Below are 22,593 nucleotides of genomic sequence, written 5' to 3' on the forward strand. Positions count from 1 at the left end.
ATGATGCCATGTGAAACACGGCTATCACCTGAGGAATTACGAAAGTTAATTTTTCTGGTTATGAACCCAAGGATTTTGCCAGTGCTGTTTTCTCGATCAAAACCTCAAAAGTAAATAACTGAATCGCCGTGCATGGCATCTCTTGCACGGCGATCCAATCTCTAAAAGCTCCTGAATCAATTTCAGCAGACTATAAAGCATCTGCTGCCTACAGATTAGACTTCCCACTCCACCTGGATTTACCAGCCAAATATTTCCCAGAGTCTTTCAAATCATCTGGCTGATAGCTTTCAAAAAGATTTGGGGGATAATTGCTCCGATATTTACTAAATACCGGCATATAGAGTTCTGAATGAACAATAGGTTGCCTGTGTCGTTGTCTAAAAGCGGCAATAGGGATTCGCCCTGTAATCATTGTTTCGAATTTTGAATCAGTTGTTGCGATTGGCTTACCATCAGGCCCATAGATGACGGATCCACCCGCTCCAGATCCAGCATCATCAAAAAATCCAGGGTTTTCTGGTGAATATGCATTGTTTGCCAATGCAACATACACAGAGTTGTATAGGGCTGATGCCTGGATATCCAATGGTGTGAACCCGCCTGTCGCCGTACGCAGAACAATTTCGGCACCTTTGATAGCCATGGCACGAATCAATTCAGGCTCTAACTGAGTAGAGGTTGTAGAAATGTTACCGTAGGGGGTACGTGTAACAGGGATAACTTCGTCGATCCCATACATTTCCACATAACGATCCAAAACGTCATAAATCGACGTGGTGAACAACTCAAAGCCCTGAAAAACTCCCTTTATATTTCTGGCTTTCCAGTGCTTACCAACAATTTCGCCTTTAGGATTGATAATTGTCGTAATGCTAAGTACGTGCCCTGGCCAGTCTTTGTCCTTTGCATAAGTCCCAAAGACTATATAACAACCATATTCGCGTGCTTTTTTTGAGATTTCTTCCGTTTCCTCCCCAGGTAGTTCTAAGGCAAAACTAAGAATCTCCTTTCGACTCCATGTATTCCATCCAGTGATGGGGAATTCATGAAAGAACAAAATGTCCGGTCTCGGGCCGTAATAGAAAGCCTTATCGATCAGCTCTAAAAAATGTTTTAGATTCTCCTTGATCATGCCTCGGTTGGCCACGTTAAACGAACGAACCCTTGCCTGAACAACACCAAGAGTGACCTCTGACTTAGCCAGCGGTACGCTTTCATAACCGCCATCCGTGCGTACCGACAAAGAAGAGGGCTTCTGGCTTTCGGCGCCCAAGGCTGAGCCTTCAGTCGCCATTACACCTGCCGCGCCCAGCGTCATGCTCTTGATAAACTCACGACGTGATTTCATTGTTCCTCCCTACTTGTTTGGACATGTTTAGCCGCCACCAGAAACAGTTTTCCTTGCACCGAAAGCCGGATCGATTCACGTCTCACACACAGAATGGATATTTCTGTAGTAATTCCAATACCGCTTTGGTATCCATCACATCGCCTGTTTTCAGGTCGATATCCCGCAGGTTGTACTGATGAGCTTCCTGGTCACGGTCGCCGCAGGCATCGGCGGCAACGACCACACGGAAATTGCATTGCAGGGCATCCACCGCACTGGCCCTGACGCAGCCGCTCGTAGAAAAGCCGCAGACGACCACTGAATCAACGTTCAGATCCTTCAAACGCTGGCGTAGATCGGTATCAAAAAAGATGCTGGGCACCGTCTTTCGCAGCACAATCTCGGTACTCAAGGGCGAGACTGCTGGATGGATTTCACACCATCGACTTCCGTCGGCCAGGAAATTCAGCGCCGGCAGTTTTTCCCTGAACACCGAGGCCTCAGTATCCCTGCGATAGGCATTTACCGAATAGGCCACCGGCAACCCTCGTTGACGAAAGGCATCAAGCAATCGGGCGATATGGCTTAGTTCCAGGCTTGCGTCGATGCCGCATGGAGAGTCCGGCGAGGCAAAGCCATAAGTAGCATCTATGATCAGCAAGGCCGGGTAGCTGCCCAGCCCAGTACGATTCTGTTGCAGTGTCGTCATTGGGATTCCTACTTAACGCATCGATGCCGGTTTGTACTTACCGCTGGTCAGCCAGCGGTAGCTGCGTCCACCCAGCGGCCGCTGCACCAGGGATTCAGCGAGGACAACAGTATCCAGAAGCTTCACCAAATCGATACCACTGACCAGCCCCGACTGTTCTGCCAATAGAACCAAATCCTCTGTGGCCAGATTTCCCGCCGCACCAGGGGCAAAGGGACACCCTCCGAGGCCGCCGACACTGCTATCAAACTTCCGCAGACCGCACTCCAGCGCTGCCCAGGCGTTGGCCACGGCCATTCCCCGAGTGTCATGAAAATGGACCGACAAAGCGGTGCGACCATAATTAGCCAACAGAGGCGTCAGCAGTGCCCGAACTCCTGTCGGCCCCGCCGCGCCAATAGTATCGGCAATCACAATCTCGTCTGCACCGGCCGAGTGCAAGGCCTCCGCCAGGCGGATTACGGTGGCGCTATCCACCACACCCTCAAAGGGACACTCGAAGGCCACCGCAAGATAGGCCTTGGTCCTTTTTCCTAAGGCTTTGGCCAGCCCTATGGTTTCCTGGCAGACTGTCAGCGCCTGAGTCAAACTCATGTTGATGTTGCGCAAGTTCATGGTCTCCGTGGCTGACAACACCACCGCAATTTCCCTGGCGCCGGCCTGATGGGCTCGCTCCAAGCCCTTCTGGTTTGGCACCAGCGCGGAATAGGCCACACCGTGAGTTTGATCCAACCGGGCAAACAGCTCGGCGGCATCAGCCAGCTGAGGCACTGCCTTTGGCGATACAAAACTTGTAGCCTCGATAGAACGAACGCCAGCTGCACAAAGGCTTTGAATCAGAGCCAGCTTTCCCTCCAGTGACACCAGAACCGGTTGGTTTTGCAGTCCATCCCGGGGGGCCACTTCGTTGATGTAAATCCTGTCTTCCATGATTTCTTATCCGGCGATACTTTGCTTAAACCGAGGCTGAGTAGGCGGGTCGAAGGATGTGTCTTGTTTGCAACGGGCCATGATCTGCTCGAGGGTTCCGCCGCGATTGAAGAGCGGCAGAGGTTCATCCCGTTCGGCGGAGAGTTTCTTGCGCAGATAGGCGGTTTCTTCGCCATTGACCGAGAGATCCTCGTTCAGCACCACTCCATAGCGCCGAGCGCCGGCCGGGCTCACCAGACCCCGTGCGGCATCCAGCGCCACCTGTTCCGCTGCCCGCTGCAACGGATCGCCCCATCCGCCGCCGCCCCAGGTGTTGAAGTGCAATACATCCCCGGCCTGCACCTTCACCCGATCGCACTTGGACGGTATCCACTGCCTGCTGCCATCGGTACGCTCCAGCTCCTTGGTGCTGCGACTTCCGGGCTCACCCCCATTGACACCCCACGGGTAGGTCAGCCAGCGGTCATCATGAATCGAGATTTCTCCAGGCTCCAGGAAACGATAGGCAATATGGACCCCGTTCCCCCCCCGGTGCTTTCCCGCCCCTCCGGAATCCTCAATGGAGGCGTAGCGCTCGATCCGTAGCGGGAAGTAGGCCTCCAGGAACTCGTTCGGCACATTGGTGAATGACGGCCACAGGGAATGACCATCCGGTCCATCCCCACCGGGCGTCCGGGATGCCGCCAAAGCCGATTTGGAACAGCTGGTACCACTCACCCTTGCTGTTGTAGCCCGAGTACATCAGGTGGGGACTATCCGAGAAGCCTGCCGCATTCAACGCCTCTGGCGCCCCCTGGCCCAGCAGCCCACCCATGATGTCGAAGATCCGTCCCAGCAGATGGGTACGGCACGACAGGGCCGCCGGACGCTTCGGCTTCAGGATCGAGCCATCGGGGATGCGTACCTCGATCAGTTCATAGAAACCATCGTTGAACAGAATCTGGGGATCGAACAAGTTGATGAACAGGGAGCCCAGGAACATCTTGAACATCTCTTCGTTCAACAGAAAGTTCACCGAACTGATCGACTGGGGATCCGTCCCCTCAAAGTCGAAGATGGCCTTCTCCCCTTCCCGCCACATGCTGCACTTGACCTTGTAGGGCCCCATGCCCAGTCCGTCATCGTCGATGTAGTCCTCAAAGGACTGGCGCTGTTCCGGTATCACCATCTTGATAATGGCGTTCATCGCCCGCTTGTTCCGGTCCAGCATTTCCGTCATTGCCGCAATGTATTCATCGACGCCGAATCGGTCAATAATTTCATGGACGCGGCGTTCAGCCAGTCTCAGTGCTGCCACCAGGGCATTGAAGTCCGCCCGGTTCCACTCCGGCATGCGGGAGTTCCGCACCAGCAGATCCAGAATTTCTCGATTCAATTCGCCTCGCTTGAAGATCTTCACCGGTGGCACTTGAATGCCCTCTTCGAAGATCTGGGTCGCATCCGTAGGCAGACTCCCGGGCACTTTTCCACCAATGTCGGTCATGTGACCGAACATTGCCGCCCAACTCACCAGCCGACCGTTCTGGAAGATCGGCATCAACATCAGCCAGTCATTCAGATGACTCACCGCTCCGTTGCAGGAGTATGGGTCGTTGGTCAGGAACACGTCCCCTTCCTCGATGGTTCCTTCGTAACCGGAAACAAAGCCGTGAATGAAGGAGCCGAACTGGCCCACCACCATCCGGCCATCGCAGTGGGCAATCATCGGGAAGGCATCATGCTGTTCCCGAATCCCCGGCGACATGGCCGTTCGGAATAGGACGGCATCCATCTCCGCCCGGGCATTGCGCAGGGCGTTCTCGATGATGTCCAGGGTAATCGAGTCCAGCTCGACCTGCTTGAAGGGCGCCGGATTGGCCTGAATGATCTTGGCAACCATGCCTCTACTCCTCGTTTGTTATTGACCGCCGTTGGGACGGATCAGGATGTTGCCTACCCGGTCCACCGTACCTGTGTAGCCCGGCAGAATCAGGGTCGTCGTATCCATCTGGGCGACGATCGCCGGACCGGCCACCGCATTGCCGCTCTTGAGTTTGTTCCGATCATAGATATGGCCCGAATGCCACGCCCCGTCGGCATAGATCCGCGTTTCCTCAATCCGCGCCGCACTGGCGTCCGCATTACCCGTCGCCAAGGCCTCGGCTTCCACCACGGGCTCCCGGCCTAGCACCACGGCACGCAGATTCACCAGCTCATGGGGCGCCTCCAGAGCAAAGGTGTACAGCTGGGTATGCAGCTCATCGAAACGGGCTTCCACTCCCGCCAGTCCGCTTCGGGCAAACTCCTCCGGGCTAGTGCTGAGCGTCAGACGCATCCCCTGGCCGTGGTAGCGCAGGTCGATCTGATATTCCACTTCCTGTTCCTTGCGGGGCACCCCTTCGGCATCCAGGGTTCCTGACGCCGTTTCCTTCAACTCGGTCAGCAGCGCCAGCACTTCCGCATCGCTGGTTTCGCTGCAACGACGAATGAAGGTGCGCGAGGCTTCGTTTCTCAGCCGGGTGGTGGCATCGCCATAGGCACACAACACGCCGGGCGCGGGCGGAATGATCACTGGCCAAGCCCCGGTCAGCCGCCCCAGCGCATTGGCATGGAGCGGCCCGGCACCACCGAAGGCCACTAGCGCAAAGTCCCGCGGGTCGTAGCCCTGCTCGATGGATACCAGTCGCAGGGCGCCGAACATGTTCTCATTGACGATGTTGATCACCCCCTCCGCCGCATCCTCGATGCTCTTGCCCAGGGCGTCGGCAATGGAACTCAGCGCTCGTTGGGCTGCCGTGCGGTCGATTTTCATGTCCCCTCCCAGCCGGGAGTTGGCGGGCAGGTAACCCAGAACGACATTGGCGTCAGTCACCGTAGGCTTGTCACCACCCTTCATATAGGCGGCCGGCCCCGGTACGGCGCCCGCACTTTGCGGTCCCACCCGCAAGGCTTTGGTCAGTTCCGGCACATAGGCAATGGAGCCACCGCCGGCTCCCACGGTACGCACATCGATGGACGGCGCTCTTACGGTCACATCGCTGACCCGAGTCTCCCGTCGTGTCTGGGCTACACCATTCTGGATCAGGGCCACGTCGGTAGAGGTTCCCCCCATGTCGAAGGTCAGCAGGTCTTTGAACCCCGACTGGCGAGCAGTCCACAACGCACCAGTGACGCCCCCCGCCGGGCCGCTCATCAGCAGATTTACAGGTGCGTCGATGGCAGCGTCCACCGAGGCCAAGCCGCCGTCCGAGCGCAGCACATGGAGTTTGACGCCTGGCATCTTACGATCCAGTTCCCGGTGCAGGTTCTGCATGTAGCGCGCTACTTCCGGACGCACGTAGGAGTTCACCACGGTGGTCTCGGTGCGTTCGTACTCGTACATCTCCGGCATTACGTCGCTGGAGATGGAAACGATGATTCCAGGCAATTCCTCATGAGCAATTTCCTTGATGCGTCGCTCATGGGCACCGTTGGCGTAGGCGTTGATCAGACATACGGTCAGGGCTTCGATTCCCTTGTTCCTGAGACTCTGCAGATCCTGCCGCAGCCGGTCCTCGTTCAGTGGCCGAACTATCTCGCCCCTGGCCCCCATGCGTTCATCGGCTTCGATGGTGTTCTCCAGGGGGGCCATCAGGGGACGCTTGTTGTAAGTCACCCAGCCACCCAGACCACCAGGCACGAAGGAGCGAGCCATCTGCAGTACTTGACGATAGCCTTCGGTGGTCACCAGCCCCACCTGCGCCCCAGAGCCCGTCAGCACGGTGTTGGTGGCTACCGTGGTACCGTGCATGACATGGTTGATCCCCGCCGGATCAATGTCGTTCTGTTCGCACAGCCGATTGATGCCGTTCAGGATCCCCTGGGATTGGTCCCCGGGCGTCGAGGGAACTTTGGCCGAGTAGGTCTTGCCTGTCCGCTCGTCGATGAGTAGTAGGTCGGTGAATGTGCCGCCCACATCCACACCCAGTCGATAATGCTTGTCTACCATGTCTCGCCTCTCCCCCTTATTGAATGACGCCGTCTCGCCGCAACGCTTCGAGGCGAGATGACTCATAACCTAGCAATTCCTTCAGCACTGCTGTCGTGTGCTCCCCCAACAGTGGCGGCGCGCTGAAGCTGCCATCCACCGATTCCGACAGCTTCACCGGATTCCCGGGTAACTGGATGGTTTCTCCGCTTTGCAGTTGCACATCCACCACCATGTTGCGTGCCAACACCTGGGGGTCGTTGAGCGCGTGGGCAAAATCATTGACCGGCGCACAGGGAATCCGTGCCTCTCTGAATTTCTCCAGCCAGTACTCCGTGGTGTTCTGCGCCAACTCTTCTTGCACAATGGCGTCGATCTTGGCCTTCTCCGCATACCGCCCCGGCTGCTTGCGGTATTTCTCTTGCCTCAGCTCTTCCCGCGTAATCACGCCGGTAAACTTCTCGTAAAAGGCATCGCCAATACACGCGATGATCAGATAGCCATCCTGAGTCTTGTAGCTGTTGTAGGGCACGTGCACAAAATGTCCGTTGCCCATCGGTTCGGGCGTATCCCCAGACAACAGGTACATGGTCGCCATGTAGTTCAGCAAGGAAATCTGTACGTCCAGCATGGAGATATCCACGTGCTGACCGATACCCGTCTGCCCCCGGGACACAAGGGCGGCCAAGATGCCGACAACCCCGAATACGCCACCACCCAGGTCTCCAATGGGAATCCCGGAGCGCAACGGTTCGCCCCCGGGATAGCCGGTGATGGACATACCACCACCCATGCCCTGCACCACCTGGTCAAAAGCCGGCCGGTGAATTCCAGGACCTGTCTCCCCAAAACCCGACACCGAGCAGGTGATGATTCGGGGATTGATCGCCGAGAGCGTGGCATGGTCAATCTTCAGCCGCTCGGTTACGCCTACGCTGAAGTTGTCCAGAACGATGTCAGCATGCTTCACCAATTCGTAGAACACCTCCCGACCCGCTTCGCTCTTCAGATCAACACAGATGCTTTCCTTGCCGCGATTGAGTGTCAGGTAGTACGCACCCATTCCCTGCCTCGAATAGGCCTCGCTTTCCGCCAGCAACTGGCGCGTACCTTCTCCACTCCCGGGTGGCTCAACCTTGATCGTCCTCGCACCCAGATCCGTCAATATCATCGCCCCATAGGGCCCTGACAGCATGTGCGTCAGATCCAGGATCACTACCCCGGACAACGCACCCTTCCCCTTCTTTTCTCCCATCAACTTCTCCACACCATAACTTCAGTTACATCAGACATAGCAAGAGATAGGCCAGCTACACTAACGCCACAAGAGACTGATTAATATACATTTTTTATTTAATACTATTTTGACATATATCTTTTTGTTCAAATGGCACACCGTAATGTGCAGTTGAAACACTCATGAAACATCCCGAATGTGCGCAATCTTCAAAACAGTTTTACGTGCACAGAACCCTTAAAGACATCTATCCCGTCTGTCATCAATTCTTCGTAAAGGAAGTTTCAGCGTATGTGGCAAACCCACCACGGCTGAGCCGTGGTCATATCGCCACCCACTAGCAAAGGACAATAGTCGCAATATTCCAAATACACATCACCTTGAGCGTAACTGAACGCCTTAAATGGATCTCTGGCCTGCTTATTGCTGTTAGGTAAATTGAATTCAGCCTATGTTTCGCAATATCGATGAGCACGAGGAGAAGGGATGTATTTTCAGCCCCAGAAAAACGCATCGAGGAGGATGACGAGCATCGGCTTGGTTGTTCTGCTTCATATCGGCATTGGGTATGCATTGCTCACGGGCCTGCATCGGGCCGTGGTTGACGTGATTCGCGACCCGTTTGACGTCAACATTATCGAGGACGCGAAGAAGCCGCCCCCCGACAAACCGCCCCCCCCGCCGCCGAAGAATCTTCCGCCCCCGCCCCCGCCGCCGCAGGTTCCCATGCCTGAAGTCGCCTTGCCCGCGGCAACGGTGTCCTCGGGGCCGACCATCACGGTCGCGACCAAGCAGGAGGCGCCCCCGCCCCCGGTCGCCAGCGTGCGTGTCCCGCCAGTCGTCAGCGCCAGTTCCTGTACCAAACCGGAATACCCTGCCGCATCCAAGCGACTGGAGGAAGAAGGTACGGTTGTATTGAACTTCCTGATCGACGTCGACGGTCGCGTGGTTCAAGGCAAGGTGGAGGGAACCAGTGGTTTTGAGCGCCTCGACAAAGCAGCGCTCGATGCTCTAGGTCGTTGTCAGTTCAAGCCTGGCTCTGTCGATGGCAGACCCGAGCAGGCCTGGGCAAAAATGAAATACACCTTCAAGCTCCAGAACTAACGGGGCACTTTCTAGATATACATTTTGTAGTTTGTTTATTCAGTCGGAGGAGACTTGCCCATGACTAACCGGTTCACTGCATTCATCGCGGCCGTGCTGATCGCCAGCGCTACTGCCACCCCCCTGTTGATGTCCCAAGCGGCCCACGCCGAAGAGACGCCCGCTGCCGCCGCCCCCGCCGCTGCTGCCGAACCGGCCGCACCCGCCGCCGTGACGGAAAAGGCCACCGTGGATAACCCCTATGGCCTGGAAGCCCTCTGGATGCAGGGTGACTTCGTGGCCAAGACCGTGCTGATCACCCTGGTCATCATGTCCATGGGGACCTGGTACATTGGCATCGCCAAGTACATTGAGCAGGCCAAGCTGCTGAAGCAGGGCAAGGCCGCCAACGAAGCCTTCTGGCGGGCCGGTTCGGTCCAGTCGGGTCTCAGTGAAATGGCCGATGACTCCGCGTTCCGCTTCATTGCGGAAAACGGCGTCAAGGCGGCGACGCACCACGAAGGCACCATGGTCGAACAGATCGACCTCAACGAATGGGTGACGATGTCGATCCAGCGCGCCGTGGAAGGCGTGGCCAACCGCATGCAGGGTGGCCTGGCCTTCCTCGCCACCGTGGGTTCCACGGCCCCCTTCGTTGGCTTGTTCGGTACCGTGTGGGGCATCTATCATGCCCTGACCGCCATCGGCATCGCCGGCCAGGCCTCCATCGACAAGGTGGCCGGCCCCGTGGGTGAAGCGCTGATCATGACCGCCATCGGTCTGGCCGTGGCCGTGCCCGCCGTGCTGGGCTACAACTGGCTGGTCCGTCGCAACAAGATCGCCATGGACTTGGTCAAGACCTTCGGTGCCGACCTGCACATGGTGCTGATCAGCGGCGGCAACAAGTCCAAGAAGGGTGCCTGATAATGGCCATGAACGTCGGTCCCGCGGAGGGGAGTGACGAAGACGAGGTGGTGTCGGCTATCAACACCACCCCGTTGGTGGATGTGATGCTGGTGCTGCTGATCATCTTCCTGATCACCATCCCGGTTGTGACCCAGTCCATCCAGGTGCAGCTGCCGAACGAACGCAACATCGCAACGCAGACCAAACCGGAAAACGTGGTGATCGCCGTCGACAGCAATGCCAACATCTACTGGAACACCACCCGGGTCAGCAATGACGAGTTGCTCTCCCGGCTCAAGGAAGTCTCGGTGATGGTGCCTCAGCCCGAGGTCCATATCCGCGGCGACCAGTTTGGTGACTACGAAGGGGTGGGCAAGGTGGTGGTGGCCTGTCAGCGAGCCGGCATCGTGAAGATTGGCTTCATTACCGAGCCGGTCAATCAAGGCGGCTGATTTTCCCCGAAAGGAACTCGCAGACTATGGGAATGAACGTCGGTTCCAGCAGTTCGAAGGATTTGGACGTGGTGGTGGACATCAACACCACGCCCCTCATCGACGTGATGCTGGTGCTCCTCATCATGCTGATCATCACCATCCCGATTCAGACACATGCGGTGAAGATCAACATGCCGGTCAATAGCCCGCCAAAATCGGACAAGCCGCCTGTTGTTGTGAAGTTGAACATCGATGCAGAAGGCGTGATCCACTGGAATGACGAAGTGATTCCCGACAAAGCATTGCTGCAAACACGCTTCCAGCAAATCCTTGCCGAGCCGGAAGTCCCTGAAGTCCATCTACGCCCCGACCGTGGCGCAAAGTACAAGGTCGTGGCCATGGTGCTTGCCAGTGCACAGCGTTTAGGCGTGACCAAAATCGGCATCGTCGGTGGCGAGCAATTCATGTAGTTCCGCCTCAGTGACACGTCAATAATAACCAGGAGGAAATGTGAAAAATAAATTTGTCCAGTCCATAGTTTTGCTCAGCGGACTTTGGTGCAGCCTTGTCGCCATCACAGCCACCGCCGCCCCGGTGGAGACGGATCAACGGATTCCCGTGGATGTCCGTCGCACTACCCTACTGGTGCGAGATATAGACAAGTCACTGCCTCTATATAGGGATGCTTTGGGAATGAAGGTCGTCTATGACCAGCAAATCGGTGACTCCCTTGGCAGCAACATTCCTCCAACCATTCGATTGGTGCTGTTGCGAGCCAATGACAACTATGTAGGTCTGTTAGGTCTGATGCAGCGCCTTGACGATCACACCAGTCCCCCACCCGAATTAAGAAAACCCCGGGCCGGTAATCCCATCGTGGTTATCAACGCTAGTGACCTTGAAGAGCGTTTTGAAAGAGTCCGCTCTACACCTGGCGTGACTGTTGAAACACCACCAACTCGTATCGAATATCCCTCTCCCGGAGGCACTTCAATCCCGGTGTTGTTCAGCGCAATCTACGATCCCGACGGCTTCTTTATTGAAGTTAACAAGTTGCTTGGGGCACCGGCTGGAACCCAGGCCTCGGGCAACGAAAACAACAAGCCGTAACGACTCAATGCGTCCCGCTGTCCGTCTTGACGAAAGTGACAAAATGAACCGATCCCTGTACGCTCAACGCTTGACCCTGAACGCAATCTATCCTTGGCTAGTTGCATTCTTAGCCATGTCGATTCTGTTGGTCACCAACGGTCTGACCACTACCGGTATCACCGCCTTCGACGAATCCCTGCTTAGAGAATTCGGCTGGAGCCGGGGCCAACTCAAACTGCGTGATCTAATCACATTGGGTACAGCCGGACTATTAGCACCATTCGCGGGTGCCCTAATTGACCGCTTTGGTGTCCGACGACTGATACTGGCCGGGAGTTTGCTATTTGCTGGCCTCTATTACGGGTACGGGCTTATCGAAAGCAATATTCACATGTATTTCATTCATGCCGGTTTTGGCCTGGTACTGGTCTGCGCCGGCCTAAACGTCTCCGTAATTCTGGTATCCCAGTGGTTCGTAAAGTACCGGGGGCGCGCAATCGGCATTGCCCTTGTTGGGAGCAGTCTCGGGGGCGTCATATTCCCACCGATCGTGCTGGCCCTCATCGACAGCGGTGGCTGGCGCGGTGGCTTCCAAATGCTGGCCGCCGCAGCACTATTACTGTTCGCCGCGGCTTACATAATCGTCCGACGTCCTGAAGAACGTGGATTAAAACCCCTAGGTGCAGAAGACACCCAATCGGCTACGTCAAAAACCACCAATAACGCAAATGACGTGCGCTATCGTGATGCACTTCGGACGCGAAGTTTCTGGGCACTCGCATTCGTTGCAATGACCACTTTCTACTCCATCCTTGCAATGGCCTCGCATCTTTTTCTGCACCTCCGTGACATCGGATTTGATCCAAAAACCGCGGGTAGTGGCCTCTCTATATTGTTCGGACTCGGGCTAACTAGCAAGTTTTTCTTCGGTTTCATCTCTGACCTAATCAATCCCAAAAAAGTTTTTATCGCGAATGTCACGGTAATGCTTATCGGCATACTGACACTCGCCACATTCAACAGGGATCTAATTTGGATCGGTATCGTAGTCACTGGCTTTGGCTGGGGAGGACTCTATACAATGATTCAACTCCAGGCGGTCAATAATTTTGGCGTTACTGATGCAGGAAAAATCTTAGGGACCATCACAATGCTGGACTCCATCGGCGGTGGTCTCGGAATTTGGCTTACAGGAATTTTATTTGATCGCTATGGTAGTTATCACATTCCATTCTATGTATTGAGCCTACTCCTTTCCCTTGCTCTCATGGCGTCATTCTTCGTACGAAAGGAAGTTGGACGCATTTCCCATAGGCGTTGAATCGGTCCTGTTATTCGTCGATGCGCTTTGTTTTTTTCAGAACTATGCGGAGTGGATCTGGTGGAGATCGATATCGAGATCAGCGAGCAGCTCGACATCATTCCGCAGCAGGTGCGCGTCATCCAGCATCAGCGGGTGAAATACGCCTGCCCATGTTGCGACGAGGGGATCAAGGTCACCCCGGCGCCAGCACGGATCATCCCCGGTAATCTCCCCATTTCTAGGGGCGAGCGGAAGTAGAGTCACGCGGCCATGGCCAACCGCTGTTTTGGAGTGAAGCCGCCCAAGGCCATGTGTGGGCGGTGGTGATTGTAGTGGTCCATCCACTGGGTGGCGAACAGCCTGACCTCATCCAGGTCTTCCCAGTAGTACTGCGACAGCCATTCGTAGCGCACGGTGCGATTGAAGCGCTCGACATAGGCGTTCTGTTGCGGCTTGCCGGGTTGGATGTAATCCAATCGGATCGCGTGTCTATCTGCCCAGGCCTGGATCAGCCCGCTGATGTTCTCCGGGCCGTTATCGCACCGAATGACAGCAGGGCGTCCGCGCCATTCGATGATCTGTTCCAGCGCCCGGATAATCCGGGCTGATGGCAGCGAGAAGTCGATCTCCATGCCCAGGGCTTCCCGGTTGAAGTCGTCAATGACATTGAACAACCGGAAGTTCCGGCCATCCGCCAGCTGATCATGCATGAAATCCATCGACCAGACAGCGTTGATGGCCGCAGGCACCACGAGCGGTTCCGGCCTCTCCCTTTGCAGACGTTTTTTGGGTTTGATCCGCAGGTTCAGTTCCAACTCCCGGTAAATCCGATAGACCCGTTTGTGATTCCAGCGGTAGCCCTTGACGTTGCGTAGGTACAGATAGCACAGACCAAAGCCCCAGTTGCGCTGATTGCTTGTCAGCCGCACCAGCCAGTCCGCGATCTCCTCGTTCTCGGCGCAATGCTTGGCCTCGTACCGATAGCACGTCTCGCTAATGCTGAAGATCTCGCAGGCCAGGCGAATCGATGTCTGCCTATCCTGGACCGCTTGTTTGGCCATCTCGCGCCGGCGGGATGGCCTCACCACTTTTTTGCCATCGCCTCCTTGAGGATCTCGGCCTTGAGGCGCTCCTCGGCGTACATCTTCTTGAGCCGCGCGTTCTCCAGTTCCAGCTCCTTCATGCGCGCAATCATCGACGTATCCATCCCGCCGTACTTCGCCCGCCACTTGTAGAACGTCGCCGAACTGATTCCCAGGTCACGACAGATCTCCGGCACCGCCAGCCCTGATTCCGCCCGCTTGAGCGCCTCCATGATCTGGCTATCCGTAAATTTCGACTTCTTCATGCAAAACTTCCCCTTTCGAGAAAATTCTACTTCCACCTGCCCTTAATTTACGGGGGGATTACCCCCCAAGGGGCTGCTAACGGAGTCGGCACTGGCCTGGGTGGTCACCTCGAAATACATGGATGCCTTGCCGCTCTACCGGCAGGCGGCACTCCTGAGCCGCTTCGGCGGCGACCTGTCGCGCAACACCTTGGCGGGGAGCATCGTCAAGGTCGGACAGGCGATACAGCCGATTATCAACCTGCTGCGTGACCATCTGTTTGATGCCGATCTGGTGCATGGCGACGAGACGGTGGTGCAGGTACTCAAGGAACCGGGGCGGGCGGCACAGACCCAGAGCTATCTGTGGGCGCAGGCCAGTGGCACAGGGCCGCCAATCCGGCTGTTCGGTTATGCCCCCGGAAGAGGAGGGACCCATGGAGCCAAGCTCTATGCGGGGATTAAATCTGGCGCTGCACTGATGACTGACGGGTACGAGGTCTATGGCGGCATTGCCCAGGCCAATGGCTTGACCCACCTGGGTTGCTGGGCCCATTGCCGGCGTTACTTCGTTGAGGCAGAGGCCGTCATTCCGAAGGCAGCCAGAAGTCCAGAGCAGTTGGCAACCCGGTTCATCACCGCGATCGGCGAACTTTATGCCATCGAGGCCCTGGCGCGTGACCTCGCGCCGAAGCAGCGGCTTGCGCTGCGGCAGGCGCATAGCAAACCGATCCTGGCGAAGATCGAGCAGCTATTGCTCGAACATCTCCACAGCGTGATACCCGGCAGTCTGCTGGGCAAGGCCCTGCATTACCTGTCAGCCCAATGGCCGAAGCTGATCCGCTATGTCGACAACAGTGCCTGGCCGATCGACAACAACCTCTGCGAGAACGCTATCCGCCCCTTCGTGGTCGGTCGGCGTAACTGGCTGTTCAGCGACACCGGCGGCGGCGCCAACGCCAGCGCCAATCTCTACTCCCTGATCGAAACCTGCAAGGCCAACCGCATCGATCCCTACGCCTATCTGGCCAGTCTCTTCCGCAAACTGCCCACCGCACAATCTGCCGACGACTTCGAGGCCTTGCTACCTTGGCGCCTCGCGAACCCAACCCCCTGATTTAGACAGCTTCACCTAACCACCATTTCGTCACCGTCAAGGACGGTGTCAATTGAGCGCTTACCTCTTAGCCAAGTGTAATGCAGCACATCGGGAAACATTCATGCCATCAGAAGCTGTGCCTCCCAGAAGTCTGTAGTCTAAAAGGGGGGCGAAGCAACAAGCTAATGATTAAAGTGGCAAGAAAGCCGAGGCGATTCATATCAGCGATTTAACGGCATCGACAAAAGCAGTTGAGTCCTGCGCACCGAGAATGGCGAGCTTTCTTTCCAGGACAAATGTGGGCACAGATCGCACGCCCCAGGCCCCCGACTCATGAGCTTTCGTCCTCACTAGATCAATATCAAGCTTTGAAGCGAGGTAAAGACTGGCGGCCTCTCTGTCATATCCGCAGAGACCAGCGATATCGGCTAAAACATTAATGTCGCTGATATTTTCCCCGTGATGAAAGTGACCTAAATAAATTCTTTCCACCAGCTGCGAAGCATCCACCTGCTGTTGTGCCCAGTGCACCAGCCGATGTGCATGCAGTGTCTTGGTGATGAACTGGATTTTTTCAAACTGGAATTGAATATCGAATTCAGCGCCGGCCTCCCTGACTACTGAAAACACCGATTTCAAACGTTCCATACCGCCGAATTTATTGCTTAAAAAGGGGAGATATGGGATTGTGTCCTCCGGCACATCGGGGTTAAGGAAATAAGGTCTCCATTGCTTGATCACCTCGACTCCCGACAATTCTTGACGAAGGGTCGCAATCGCATCGTTGAAGCGATGCAGTCCGATATAGCACCAGGGGCAAGTGAAATCAGAGACAATTTCCACTGTCAGGGTTGGCATGGAAGCAAATTATCCTTATCGAAACGTGCCGTTAGAGCTATAAATGCGCCGGGGGCTGAGTGCTATTGTTTGGGATCGTCAAAACTCATCCGTCGACACGAAAAGTACGCTTGCTCCGCCATGGATGATAATCTCGGCCAGCGCTGGGGCTAGTGGCAGAAAATGCTGAGAATAAAAATGGGAGGTTTCTATTTTTGTCCGATAAAAACCGTCTGTGCTGCCCGCCTGAATCTGTTTTCCGGAGGCTAGTGCCGCTTTGGCCATGATCCATCCGCCACTCACGATGCCTAGGAGTTTCAGAAAGATAACTCCACTCGCTGCGACAGATTGAACATTCGATTTGTAATGGCCAACGATATGGTCGATGGCACACTCCAGGCTCGAAATCCCTCTTGCCAACTGCCTGACGCATTCTTCCCATTGAGAGTCTTTAAGGGCCGTCATTTCATCGAGAGTCGTGCGCATCTGCAGGAGCAGATGTCTGGCTGCTTTTCCTTCATCCAGTACGACCTTTCGCCCAATCAAATCATTGGCCTGGATGCCGGTAGTCCCCTCGTAAATGGTTGTAATTCTGGCATCCCGGAAATACTGAGACGCGCCGGTTTCCTCGATGTAGCCCATTCCACCATGGATTTGCAGACCGAGTGAGGCGATCTCATTGCCTGTTTCCGTTAGCCAACCTTTGATCACCGGGGTCATCAGGTCTACAAAGGACTGCTGTTGCTGGCGCACAGAGATATCCGGATGATGCGAAGCATGATCCTGTGCCGCTGCGACCGTATAAGCCAAGCCGCGCATGGCTTCGATCTGCGCCTTCATGGTCATCAGCATTCGCCTTACGTCGGGGTGATGAATGATGGCGACTGGATTAACTGAGCCCTCAATGGCACGGCTTTGGACACGATCTTTGGCGTAACTTTTGGCTTTCTGGAATGCAGCCTCGGCTACCGCCAGACCCTCCAACCCTACCGCGAATCGGGCGGCATTCATCATGGCGAACATGTACTTCAGCCCTTCGTTCTCCTTTCCAACCAAGGTGCCTACAGCACCCTCATTGTTGCCGTAGGCCATGACACAGGTTGGACTGGCATGGATACCGAGCTTACGCTCCAAAGAGACACAGTGGACGTCATTACGTGATCCAATCGAACCATCCTCACGAACGAGATATTTAGGGACCACAAAGAGCGAAATGCCCCTGACTCCCGTCGGTGCGCCCGGGGTTCGCGCCAAAACTAAATGCACGATATTTTCGGTCATATCATGATCTCCCCAGGTGATGAATATCTTCTCACCAAAAAGCCGATAGGTCCCGTCATGATGAGGTACTGCGCGCGTGCGAATGGCGGCCAGATCAGATCCCGCCTGGGGCTCGGTCAGGTTCATGGTGCCCGTCCAGTGACCACTGACCATGTTGGGCAGATAGGTGGTCTTTTGGGCTTCTGTTCCGTAGAGCGATAGGGCTTCAATCGCGCCCATGGTGAGCATCGGGCAGAGAGAAAAGGCATGATTAGCAGATTTCCACATTTCGTTTACAGCAGCGGATAGCAAACGCGGAAGGCCGTGACCACCGTACTGAACTGGACAAGACAATGCGTTCCAACCGTTTTCACTGAAACGAAGATAGGCATCGCGAAACCCAGTGGCTGTGTGAACCTGACCCTCCGAGAGATTTACACCCTCTTTGTCTCCGCTGCGCGATAGTGGCGCCAGTACTTCGGCAGCAAAACGTCCAGCTTCCTCAAGCACTGCAGTAATGACTTCCGAAGCATTTTCTTCGCTTTCAGGAAAGTATGAATCACGGACAAGGCCTGCCAGTTCATACAATGCGAAAGAGATATCTCTCAAGGGGGGGCTGTAAATATGCATGAGGAAAAGAGCTTAAAATGACGGGACGTGAGCAGGGCCCAGCCAGTTCTGGGTAATGGTCACAAACCGCAGCCTAATGTTAATTTAGGCGACTATGAAATGCGTGAGGCATGAATTTAGTTCCATGCCCCACGAACGACATGCCGGGTTGTTTTCCCGCAGCCAGATTTCTACTTAGAAGTCGTAGGACAAGGTTACCCCCGCCTGGCGTTCGCGAGAAAGAAAGTCAACTGCGGTACGTCGAAATGTCACAGAGTCGAAGTAGCGGAATCCATTCAGCGGTGTAACGTTATTGGTGGCGTTCTTGATGAACAGGGTTGCCTTCCAGTCCTTCCCCTTCAAGCCGGCGCTTAGATTGACACGGGTATAGGGATCCGCCCAAATCATATTCTGGATTTCAGCATAACGGCGGGACTGATAGGTCACATCGCTCCGAGCGAAAAATTTCAGTCCACCCCATTGTTCGACGGGGAATTCGACATTTGCCGAAAAGGTGGCCGAGTGCTTCGGGGTCCTGGGCAATGTAAAGCCCGCTACCGAGATATCACCGCCAAATACCGTGCCATTTGTTGTTTCGGTGCCAGAAATAGCCTTTGCATCGGTATAAGCGTAGTTGCCACTTAAACGAAGCCAACTATTGACCCGCGCAGAAACGTCGAATTCAAGGCCACGCGTCCTCGCCTTGCCAACATTATTTACGATGGTGGTCGTCGTCGAGAGTCCCGTCATAGGATTGGTGTACGGAGCTGTATTAGACAATTGCAAGCCATCAACGGTGTTCTGAAATAGCGCGGCGTTGAAGGTCATGCGATTATCGAGAAGTGTCGACTTGTAGCCCAGTTCAACTGCAGTGACGGTTTCTCCGTCGTAGGCGAACTCTGAACTCGACAGCCCTGGAGTCGCGTTGAAGCCGCCACTTTTTGAACCCCGTGCCCATTGGCCATACATCATACTCTCTGGGGAAAGCTTGAAATCTAGGGTAATACGTGGCTCGAATTTCTTGAAGGTTCTTTCGCCCTTCAGGGCGCAGGATTGACCAGCAACGCACGTTCCAGCTGTGACCACTGCCGTACCAAGAGTCGGCCCACCCACCTTGATCGTTTCCTTACTGTAGCGACCCTCGGCAGAAATTCGGAGATCATTGGTTAGCGCGTACTGTATCCGGCCAAAGGGAGCAAAGTTATCGATGGAAGTGGATGGCTTGGGACGAAGCGGGTCAGCGACCTTCTGGTTCGACGAATTTAGCGCAATAACGCCGCTCGTCTTTCCCCGCGCCTCTTCTTCATACAAGAAGGCTCCAGCCAGCCAAGTTAGTTGCTGATCTTGGGGAGAAACGATACGGAACTCTTGGGAAAAATAATCCATGCGATCACGATCATAAGTCGTCCATGGCGTACCGAAGATGAATGACTTACCATCGTACGATTGATCTGCGCCTAAGTTAGTCGCTGAGCTTGTCCGGGCGGTTTGCGATGTTAGGGTATGTCCGCTATCGAGGGTATAGTTCAGGGTCAGGGATGATCTCTTGATGACCCGGTCGAGACCGGCGATGTTTCCATAGTTGATACCCGAAGACGGGTCCGTATAGTTGGCGAGATCCATCTCGTTGCGACGTAACAGATTCCCACTATAGGATGCTGCGCCACAAGGCCAGCCGTTGGCCTTTGTGGTAGCAGTGCCGACAATATTGACGAGATGGCCATTGCATTCGCTGCCATTCGGCACATTGGAAGAGCCGTTTTGGCTGGTGACTACACCACCAGCTTGTATCGGAACCGGTCTCATGACAGCGGGAAACTGCCCATCGCGGATCGCTGCATTGTCCATGGTCGCGAGAATGTTGAATTTTGGCGTCGGTGTTATAGATACCTGAATTCCCGTGCTATCTGTTCGCTCTTGACCGATCTTGTTGTCCGTCTGAACATTGGTATATTGACCGCCATAGTGAGAATGCTTGGCCTTGATGCGGGCAGAGAGAACATCCTGACGGATGGGGAGAGTCAATGCGGTGAATAGCGATTGCTCGTCGTGATCGGCAACCGTCAAGGATACCCGTCCTTCAAAATCATTACCGGGTTTCACCGTAACGTAATTGATTGCCCCCGCATAGGTCGCCCGTCCGTAGAGCGCGGATTGTGGCCCTTTAATGACTTCTACGCGCTGCGCATCGTCCAGGGTCAGTGCAAGAGCGCCGTCTTTAATGAATACGCCATCGACGAAGACAGAAACTGGTTGCGGGGCATCTGTGCGGAGTGCCGAGATTCCTCGAATAACGGGGCGCTCTGCATTTCGTCCAAGATCAGGTGAGTAGGACAGGCCGGGGGTAAATTGAGACAATTCACTGATAGACGTAATGCCCTTGGCTTCCATTTCTCGTGCGGACAGTGCACTGATCGAGAGCGGAACCTCCTGCAGTTTTTCTGCAGTACGTCGTGACGTGACGACAATAGTTTCGATGCCGCCAGATTTGTCTTCTTGAACGGAGTTTTTCGCTCCGGCACTGTTGATGACATCGGGCGTTTGAGCAAATGCTTGGCTCATAGCAAGTGCCAGTGTACTCAACAAATAACGCTTTCCTCTTGCCATTTCTTCCTCCCTTACGGTTATGAATCTATGAGTTACGTTATTTCCAATACATTGCGGTTGATATTCAGCAATATCTGTACCAATGCATGGAATGAATCTATGTGTTTGTTTTGTTGTTGTTTTATTTTGATGGCTCGCATCCGAGCAGGAAGCAATTCATCAGTTTGAAACAATGATTTGTTTCGCGAATTTCTCGCTTCATGGGAATGCAACGTTCGTTTCAGTGTAAGCGTTCAATCGGTACACCATTCTTGACGGTGACGAAATGGCGGGTAGGTGAAGCTGTCTGAATCAGGGAGTTGGGTTCGCGAGGCGCCAAGGTAGCAAGGCCTCGAAGTCGTCGGCAGATTGTGCGGTGGGCAGTTTGCGGAAGAGACTGGCCAGATAGGCGTAGGGATCGATGCGGTTGGCCTTGCAGGTTTCGATCAGGGAGTAGAGATTGGCGCTGGCGTTGGCGCCGCCGCCGGTGTCGCTGAACAGCCAGTTACGCCGACCGACCACGAAGGGGCGGATAGCGTTCTCGCAGAGGTTGTTGTCGATCGGCCAGGCACTGTTGTCGACATAGCGGATCAGCTTCGGCCATTGGGCTGACAGGTAATGCAGGGCCTTGCCCAGCAGACTGCCGGGTATCACGCTGTGGAGATGTTCGAGCAATAGCTGCTCGATCTTCGCCAGGATCGGTTTGCTATGCGCCTGCCGCAGCGCAAGCCGCTGCTTCGGCGCGAGGTCACGCGCCAGGGCCTCGATGGCATAAAGTTCGCCGATCGCGGTGATGAACCGGGTTGCCAACTGCTCTGGACTTCTGGCTGCCTTCGGAATGACGGCCTCTGCCTCAACGAAGTAACGCCGGCAATGGGCCCAGCAACCCAGGTGGGTCAAGCCATTGGCCTGGGCAATGCCGCCATAGACCTCGTACCCGTCAGTCATCAGTGCAGCGCCAGATTTAATCCCCGCATAGAGCTTGGCTCCATGGGTCCCTCCTCTTCCGGGGGCATAACCGAACAGCCGGATTGGCGGCCCTGTGCCACTGGCCTGCGCCCACAGATAGCTCTGGGTCTGTGCCGCCCGCCCCGGTTCCTTGAGTACCTGCACCACCGTCTCGTCGCCATGTACCAGATCCGCATCCAGCAGATGGTCACGCAGCAGGTTGATGATGGGCTGTATCGCCTGTCCGACCTTGACGATGCTCCCCGCCAAGGTGTTGCGCGAAAGGTCGCCGCCGAAGCGGCCCAGGAGTGCCGCCTGCCGGTAGAGCGGCAAGGCATCCATGTATTTCGAGGTGACCACCCAAGCCAGTGCCGACTCGGTCAGCAGCCCCTTGGGGATGATCCGTGCTGGCGCCGGGGTGACCTTGATCCCCTCGTCGCAACACGGGCAGGCGTATTTCACCCGCTGATGCTGGATGACGCGCACCTGCTGTGGAATGATGTCGAGCTGCTCGCTGATCTCGATGCCGATCTCCACCAGGGCGGAACCGTCATGGGCGCAGACCCGTTCCGACTCAGGCAGTTCATGGCGCACGACTTCCCGGGGCAGGGCCGGATCGAGAGGCTTGCGGCCGCGCTTCTTCCGTAAGTGGCTAGCAACGTCGATCTCTGGCGTGGCTTCTTCAGCCACCGGTGTGCCCGCTGGTGCCAGGGCTTCGGCTTCGTTGAGAAACAGGTCGCGCTGGTCGGTGCTGCGGGCCTCAGACTTGGCGGCGAACAATTGTCGCAGATGGGCCGCCAGTTTCTCCTTGAGCAGGTCCCGTTCTACCGTCACAACCTTGAGCTGGCCCTTCAGGGTTTCGCGCTCGGCATGAGCCTCGTCGCGTGCCGCGATGAGTGCGTCGAATTCCCCCTTGCTGAGCGTCACCGTATTCATCGCGAAATTAGACCAGAG

General features: G+C 55.5%; 17 protein-coding genes and 2 pseudogenes. 8 read left to right on the plus strand and 11 right to left on the minus strand.

The window, feature by feature from the left end; genetic code table 11:
* Positions 1–208 precede the first annotated feature (208 nt).
* From DENOEST_RS11290 to DENOEST_RS11315, 6 genes and pseudogenes are all read right to left on the minus strand, one after another.
* Positions 209–1,351 (minus strand): nitrilase-related carbon-nitrogen hydrolase, encoded by a 1,143-nt coding sequence (locus DENOEST_RS11290; protein ID WP_145771384.1) that lies wholly within the window; start codon positions 1,349–1,351, stop codon positions 209–211.
* 82 nt (positions 1,352–1,433) lie between these two features.
* On the minus strand, positions 1,434–2,042 hold the full coding sequence (locus DENOEST_RS11295; protein ID WP_145771385.1) for an isochorismatase family protein: 609 nt from the start codon (positions 2,040–2,042) through the stop codon (positions 1,434–1,436).
* 12 nt (positions 2,043–2,054) lie between these two features.
* Positions 2,055–2,972: a hydroxymethylglutaryl-CoA lyase gene (locus DENOEST_RS11300; protein WP_145771386.1), complete on the minus strand. Its 918-nt coding sequence runs from the start codon at positions 2,970–2,972 to the stop codon at positions 2,055–2,057.
* Between the two features lie 6 nt (positions 2,973–2,978).
* Positions 2,979–4,851 (minus strand): annotated as a pseudogene (locus DENOEST_RS11305) (hydantoinase B/oxoprolinase family protein).
* Positions 4,852–4,869: 18 nt separating this feature from the next.
* Positions 4,870–6,939 (minus strand): hydantoinase/oxoprolinase family protein, encoded by a 2,070-nt coding sequence (locus tag DENOEST_RS11310; protein WP_183148242.1) that lies wholly within the window; start codon positions 6,937–6,939, stop codon positions 4,870–4,872.
* A gap of 16 nt (positions 6,940–6,955) precedes the next feature.
* Complete coding sequence (locus DENOEST_RS11315) at positions 6,956–8,173, minus strand: CaiB/BaiF CoA transferase family protein (protein WP_145771212.1); 1,218 nt, start codon at positions 8,171–8,173, stop codon at positions 6,956–6,958.
* 468 nt (positions 8,174–8,641) lie between these two features.
* On the opposite strand from DENOEST_RS11315, the gene DENOEST_RS11320 reads away from it, so the two are divergent.
* From DENOEST_RS11320 to DENOEST_RS11350, 7 genes are read left to right on the plus strand one after another with little or no spacing between them, the layout of a single operon-like run.
* Entirely contained in the window at positions 8,642–9,259 is a 618-nt protein-coding gene (locus DENOEST_RS11320) for an energy transducer TonB (protein WP_145772415.1), read from the plus strand.
* A gap of 60 nt (positions 9,260–9,319) precedes the next feature.
* Positions 9,320–10,162 (plus strand): MotA/TolQ/ExbB proton channel family protein, encoded by an 843-nt coding sequence (locus DENOEST_RS11325; protein ID WP_183148243.1) that lies wholly within the window; start codon positions 9,320–9,322, stop codon positions 10,160–10,162.
* Between the two features lie 8 nt (positions 10,163–10,170).
* Entirely contained in the window at positions 10,171–10,596 is a 426-nt protein-coding gene (locus DENOEST_RS11330; RefSeq protein ID WP_197970590.1) for an ExbD/TolR family protein, read from the plus strand.
* A gap of 32 nt (positions 10,597–10,628) precedes the next feature.
* A complete protein-coding gene (locus DENOEST_RS11335) occupies positions 10,629–11,048 on the plus strand; it encodes an ExbD/TolR family protein (protein ID WP_197970591.1) in 420 nt (139 codons plus the stop codon).
* A gap of 40 nt (positions 11,049–11,088) precedes the next feature.
* Positions 11,089–11,688, plus strand: a complete 600-nt coding sequence (locus tag DENOEST_RS11340) for a VOC family protein (RefSeq protein WP_145772428.1) — start codon at positions 11,089–11,091, stop codon at positions 11,686–11,688.
* Positions 11,689–11,731: 43 nt separating this feature from the next.
* A complete protein-coding gene (locus DENOEST_RS11345) occupies positions 11,732–12,991 on the plus strand; it encodes an MFS transporter (protein ID WP_170228326.1) in 1,260 nt (419 codons plus the stop codon).
* A gap of 51 nt (positions 12,992–13,042) precedes the next feature.
* Positions 13,043–13,231 carry an IS66 family transposase zinc-finger binding domain-containing protein gene (locus tag DENOEST_RS11350; RefSeq protein WP_269475907.1) on the plus strand — a complete coding sequence of 63 codons (189 nt, stop codon included), beginning with the start codon at positions 13,043–13,045 and terminating at the stop codon, positions 13,229–13,231.
* A gap of 2 nt (positions 13,232–13,233) precedes the next feature.
* Here DENOEST_RS11350 and DENOEST_RS11355 read toward each other — a convergent pair.
* Positions 13,234–14,321 (minus strand): IS3 family transposase gene (locus DENOEST_RS11355; RefSeq protein WP_145772430.1). Its coding sequence is split into 2 segments (ribosomal slippage): positions 13,234–14,060 and positions 14,060–14,321, totalling 1,089 coding nucleotides; the frame shifts between segments, so codons are not numbered across the junction.
* Positions 14,322–14,391: 70 nt separating this feature from the next.
* On the opposite strand from DENOEST_RS11355, the pseudogene tnpC (DENOEST_RS11360) reads away from it, so the two are divergent.
* A pseudogene (gene tnpC / locus DENOEST_RS11360) lies at positions 14,392–15,417 on the plus strand (IS66 family transposase); the annotation flags it as partial.
* A gap of 198 nt (positions 15,418–15,615) precedes the next feature.
* On the opposite strand, the gene DENOEST_RS11365 reads toward tnpC (DENOEST_RS11360), so the two are convergent.
* From DENOEST_RS11365 to tnpC (DENOEST_RS11380), 4 genes are all read right to left on the minus strand, one after another.
* Positions 15,616–16,257, minus strand: a complete 642-nt coding sequence (locus DENOEST_RS11365) for a DsbA family oxidoreductase (protein ID WP_145772403.1) — start codon at positions 16,255–16,257, stop codon at positions 15,616–15,618.
* A 78-nt stretch (positions 16,258–16,335) separates the two neighbouring features.
* The gene (locus tag DENOEST_RS11370) at positions 16,336–18,126 is read right to left on the minus strand and encodes an acyl-CoA dehydrogenase (RefSeq protein ID WP_145772404.1); all 1,791 of its coding nucleotides are present in this window, start codon (positions 18,124–18,126) and stop codon (positions 16,336–16,338) included.
* 174 nt (positions 18,127–18,300) lie between these two features.
* Complete coding sequence (locus DENOEST_RS11375; RefSeq protein WP_145772405.1) at positions 18,301–20,712, minus strand: TonB-dependent receptor; 2,412 nt, start codon at positions 20,710–20,712, stop codon at positions 18,301–18,303.
* 291 nt (positions 20,713–21,003) lie between these two features.
* Entirely contained in the window at positions 21,004–22,575 is a 1,572-nt protein-coding gene (tnpC, locus tag DENOEST_RS11380) for an IS66 family transposase (protein WP_183148307.1), read from the minus strand.
* Positions 22,576–22,593 lie beyond the last annotated feature (18 nt).

Source organism: Denitratisoma oestradiolicum (genome assembly GCF_902813185.1).
Taxonomy (GTDB): domain Bacteria; phylum Pseudomonadota; class Gammaproteobacteria; order Burkholderiales; family Rhodocyclaceae; genus Denitratisoma; species Denitratisoma oestradiolicum.

Bases quoted from the DNA above. Each gene is read 5' to 3' on its own strand.
- DENOEST_RS11375 (WP_145772405.1), bottom strand. From the start codon at position 20,712: ATGGCAAGAGGAAAGCGTTATTTGTTGAGTACACTGGCACTTGCTATG.
- DENOEST_RS11345 (WP_170228326.1), top strand. From the start codon at position 11,732: ATGAACCGATCCCTGTACGCTCAACGCTTGACCCTGAACGCAATCTAT.
- DENOEST_RS11315 (WP_145771212.1), bottom strand. From the start codon at position 8,173: ATGGGAGAAAAGAAGGGGAAGGGTGCGTTGTCCGGGGTAGTGATCCTG.
- DENOEST_RS11310 (WP_183148242.1), bottom strand. From the start codon at position 6,939: ATGGTAGACAAGCATTATCGACTGGGTGTGGATGTGGGCGGCACATTC.
- DENOEST_RS11365 (WP_145772403.1), bottom strand. From the start codon at position 16,257: ATGCCAACCCTGACAGTGGAAATTGTCTCTGATTTCACTTGCCCCTGG.
- DENOEST_RS11300 (WP_145771386.1), bottom strand. From the start codon at position 2,972: ATGGAAGACAGGATTTACATCAACGAAGTGGCCCCCCGGGATGGACTG.
- DENOEST_RS11290 (WP_145771384.1), bottom strand. From the start codon at position 1,351: ATGAAATCACGTCGTGAGTTTATCAAGAGCATGACGCTGGGCGCGGCA.
- DENOEST_RS11320 (WP_145772415.1), top strand. From the start codon at position 8,642: ATGTATTTTCAGCCCCAGAAAAACGCATCGAGGAGGATGACGAGCATC.
- DENOEST_RS11335 (WP_197970591.1), top strand. From the start codon at position 10,629: ATGAACGTCGGTTCCAGCAGTTCGAAGGATTTGGACGTGGTGGTGGAC.
- DENOEST_RS11295 (WP_145771385.1), bottom strand. From the start codon at position 2,042: ATGACGACACTGCAACAGAATCGTACTGGGCTGGGCAGCTACCCGGCC.
- DENOEST_RS11325 (WP_183148243.1), top strand. From the start codon at position 9,320: ATGACTAACCGGTTCACTGCATTCATCGCGGCCGTGCTGATCGCCAGC.
- tnpC (WP_183148307.1), bottom strand. From the start codon at position 22,575: ATGAATACGGTGACGCTCAGCAAGGGGGAATTCGACGCACTCATCGCG.
- DENOEST_RS11370 (WP_145772404.1), bottom strand. From the start codon at position 18,126: ATGCATATTTACAGCCCCCCCTTGAGAGATATCTCTTTCGCATTGTAT.
- DENOEST_RS11330 (WP_197970590.1), top strand. From the start codon at position 10,171: ATGAACGTCGGTCCCGCGGAGGGGAGTGACGAAGACGAGGTGGTGTCG.